This window comes from Pyxidicoccus fallax, assembly GCF_012933655.1.
GTDB classification, from domain to species: Bacteria; Myxococcota; Myxococcia; order Myxococcales; family Myxococcaceae; genus Myxococcus; species Myxococcus fallax.
Genome location: NZ_JABBJJ010000617.1, coordinates 1 through 3,356 on the forward strand (window position 1 = coordinate 1; position 3,356 = coordinate 3,356).

The 3,356-nt window shown below is 71.0% G+C and carries 3 protein-coding genes and 1 pseudogene; all 4 read right to left on the reverse strand.

What is annotated here, in order from left to right:
• Positions 1–340 (reverse strand): annotated as a pseudogene (locus tag HG543_RS52630) (DUF4476 domain-containing protein); the annotation flags it as partial.
• A 54-nt stretch (positions 341–394) separates the two neighbouring features.
• A complete protein-coding gene (locus HG543_RS52635) occupies positions 395–1,381 on the reverse strand; it encodes a M28 family peptidase (protein WP_246357931.1) in 987 nt (328 codons plus the stop codon).
• Between the two features lie 102 nt (positions 1,382–1,483).
• On the reverse strand, positions 1,484–2,092 hold the full coding sequence (locus HG543_RS52640; protein ID WP_169352519.1) for a 2,3-bisphosphoglycerate-dependent phosphoglycerate mutase: 609 nt from the start codon (positions 2,090–2,092) through the stop codon (positions 1,484–1,486).
• A gap of 111 nt (positions 2,093–2,203) precedes the next feature.
• On the reverse strand, positions 2,204–3,356 hold a 1,153-nt coding region (locus HG543_RS52645), incomplete at its 5' end, for a lytic transglycosylase domain-containing protein (RefSeq protein ID WP_211194788.1).

Sequence of the window (3,356 nt, forward strand, 5' to 3'; positions counted from 1 at the left end):
GGAAGACGGTGCCCAGGGGACGGGCCTCGGCGACGAGCTGCTGAACCGCGTCCAGCGTCTCCTGCGCCTTGCGCAGCTTGTTGCGGCCGTCGTTGCCGCGGCCGTCCATGCGCTGCTCGGTCTCCTCCAGCAGCTTCTCCAGGCGCGCCAGGCGTGCGTTCAGCTCCTCGCGGTCCACCACCACCAGGGTGTTCGAGTGCGGCACCGGCTGCGGCGCGGGCTGCGGCATGGGCCGGCCCGGCGGAGGCGAAGGGCGGCGCAGCTCGGCGCCCTGCGGCTCGTTCGCGGCGAGAGACGTCATGGCGGTGAGGAGCGTGACTGCGAGGGTGAGGGCCTTCATGGGGAGCGTCCTTTCGTGTGCTCGACACTACCGACGCGACCCCGTCCCCGGCATTCAATGCTTCGGGGGTGGGCCCTCGGCCAGCGTCCGGACGGCGGCATACACCCCCTGGACCGCCTGGGCCATACGCGCATAGTCAAGCGTATCCCACGTGTCCTCGGAGGTGTGATAGCGCGGGTTCCGCATGAAGGCGGTGTCCGTCACCATGACGGCCCGGAAGCCCTGGTCCCAGAAGCTGGAGTGGTCCGAGAGGTCCACCCCCGTCACCATCCGGGGCGCGTTGAGGGACTCCACGGGCAGCGGGCTGCCGGCGCGCATGGCGGCGGCCACCGTGTCGGTGAGTCCTCCGTCACCCGGGAGGCCCACCACGCCGATGAAGTGGCCCTTGTCGGGGTAGCGCAGGCGCAGCGCGGCGATGGGATACTCCTGGCTGTCCGGCGCGTCGCTGTAGGTGCCGAGCATCTCCAGCGAGAGCATGGCGCGCACGCGCACGCCGGCCTCCTTCAGCGAGCGCGCGTGCACCGCGCTGCCCATCTGGCTCGTGCGGAAGTGGGGCGGCTCCTCCAGCGTGAAGGCCACCAGGTCCACGCGGAGGGGCGGCGGCTTCTGGCCCAGCACGCGCGCCAGCTCCAGCAGGCCGGCCACGCCGCTGGCGTTGTCGTCCGCGCCGGGCGTGCCCTGCACGGCGTCGTAGTGCGCGCCGACGATGAGCCGCTCACCGGCCTCCGGGCCGAAGCGGGCGATGATGTTGCGGTAGTCGTTCCCGCCCACGCGGTAGGGCTGCGACTCCACGTGCCCGCCCGCCTTCTTCAGCGCGTCGGCGATGTAGTTCGCGGCGCGCTCCAGGTTCTCCGGGTGCGAGGAGTCCCGGGGGTGGAAGGTCTCCGACAGCATGCGCACGTGCGCCCGCAGCCGCTCCGGGTCCACGTCGGAGGGAGCGGCGGGGACCTGGGCGGAGGACGGTGGCTCCTGCTGCTTGCCCCAGCCCCACGCGCGCGCGAAGCCGAGGAGCGCCGCCAACACCGTCGCTCCGATTGCCATCCAGAGACCTCCTCGCCGCATGTGTCGCCTCCCGCCGGGTGTCATGTCCGCCCGTTTCAGGGTTGGACATCTGGGAGGCGGCGGAGTTCCACGCCGCGAGGCTCAGGGCGTGGGCGTGCGCTTGGAGAGCACCTCGCACTCGGCGGACATCTCGTAGACAAGCGGGGCACCGGTGGCCAGCTCCAGGCCGACGACCTGTTCGCCGGTGAGCTTGTCCAGCTTCATCACCAGCGAGCGGTTGGAGTTGCCGTGCGCCACCACGAGCACGTTCTTCCCCTGGCGCAGGTCACCGGCGATGGCGCGGTCGTAGAAGGGCAGCACGCGCTTCGCCGTCATGGCCAGCGACTCGCCGTTGGGCGGGGGCACGTCGTACGAGCGGCGCCACAGCTTCACCTGCTGCTCGCCGAACTCCTTCGCCGCGTCCGCCTTGTTGAGGCCCTGCAGGTCTCCGTAGTGCCGCTCGTTGAGCGCCGCGTCGCGGATGACGGGGATGCGCTGGCCGAGCGACTCCAGGATGATGGCGAGCGTCTCCTGCGCGCGGGTGAGCGCGGAGGTATATGCGACATCGAACTTCATTCCCTGGAGCGCCTTCGCCGCGAGCCGCGCCTCGTTGCGGCCCTGCTCGGTGAGGGGCACGTCGACGAAGCCGGTGAAGCGGTTCTCATGGTTCCAGAGGGACTGTCCGTGTCGGACGAGAGTGAGGATGGGCATAGGGCCCCCCTGGTAGCGCATGCCGGGCGGAGCGGCCAGGGGTGAGCAGGAGCCGGACGCGGGCAGGCGTTTCGGGTTCCACACTGGGCGCTTCCCGCCCCCGGGGCACCGTCACTTCCGGGGCGTCTTGCTCTTCTTCGCGGGCTTCGGCTTGGGGGCGCAGCGCCCCGTCTTCGCCTCGCCGCCCGGAGGCCAGAAGTGCTCCAGGGGTGGGGTCTTCGTCTCCAGGATGTGCGACGAGTACCAGTAGTGGTTGCGGAGGATTTGGGACACGTAGTCGCGCGTCTCCCGCAGGGGGATGGCCTCGACGAACTCGAGGAGGTCCTTGCCCACGAGGCCCTGCTTCTTCCAGCCCGCCACCCGCCCCATGCCCGCGTTGTAGCTCGCGAGCGCGAGGGCGCGGTTGCCGCAGAAGTAGTCCACGAGGTAGCGCAGGTACTTCGTCCCGACGCGGATGTTGGGCTCCACCTGGAGCAGCAGCCGGCCCGAGCCCTTCTCCAGCCCGTCCGCGGTGCTCGGCAGCAGCTGCATCAGCCCACGGGCCCCCTGCCCGGACTCCGCGCTGGTTCGGAAGGAAGACTCCTGCTTCATGACGCTCAGCACGAGAGCGGGCTCCAGCTTCTGCTCGGCCGCGTGCTTCTGGACGAGGTCCAGGTGCCTGGGAGGGAAGAGCAGCTGGAGGGCGAACCCGGTGAACGCGCCGGGGTGCTTGCGCCGGAGCAGCTCCGAGACGACCTGGAACGCGGACGGGTCGTCTCCCGCCTCCGAGTGCAGCATCGCGAGGTACAGCAGGAAGGGCCCGTCGAGCCTCGCCGGCTCGCGCGCCGCGAGGCCCTGGAGTTCCTCGGCCGCGAAGGCGGGAAGGCCCTCGGCGAGGAAGTGCTCGGCCCGCTCCACGCGCTGCTGCTCGCACGCGTCGAGCGCCGCGTCCCTCGCCGCCGCCTTCGGTGGGGTGGAGGCGATGCGGGCCTGGAGGTCCTCGCCCGACGTCGCCGCCGCGAGCAGGCCGTACCAGGTGAGCGGCGCGTCCTCGACGAGCGACTTGAAGACGGCCTTCGCCTCCTCGGACTTCTTGCTCCGCGCCAGCGCGCGTCCCCGCCAGTAGCGGGCGCGGAGGACGTGGGGCGAGGCGGGCCAGGTATCCGGCAGGGCCTGGAAGGCGGCGGCGGCCGCGTCGAACTTTCGCGCCTGGTACAGGGCCATGGCCTTCGTGAAGGCCTCGGTGTCGGGCGACACCTGTCTCTTATAAACATCTGACGCGGCC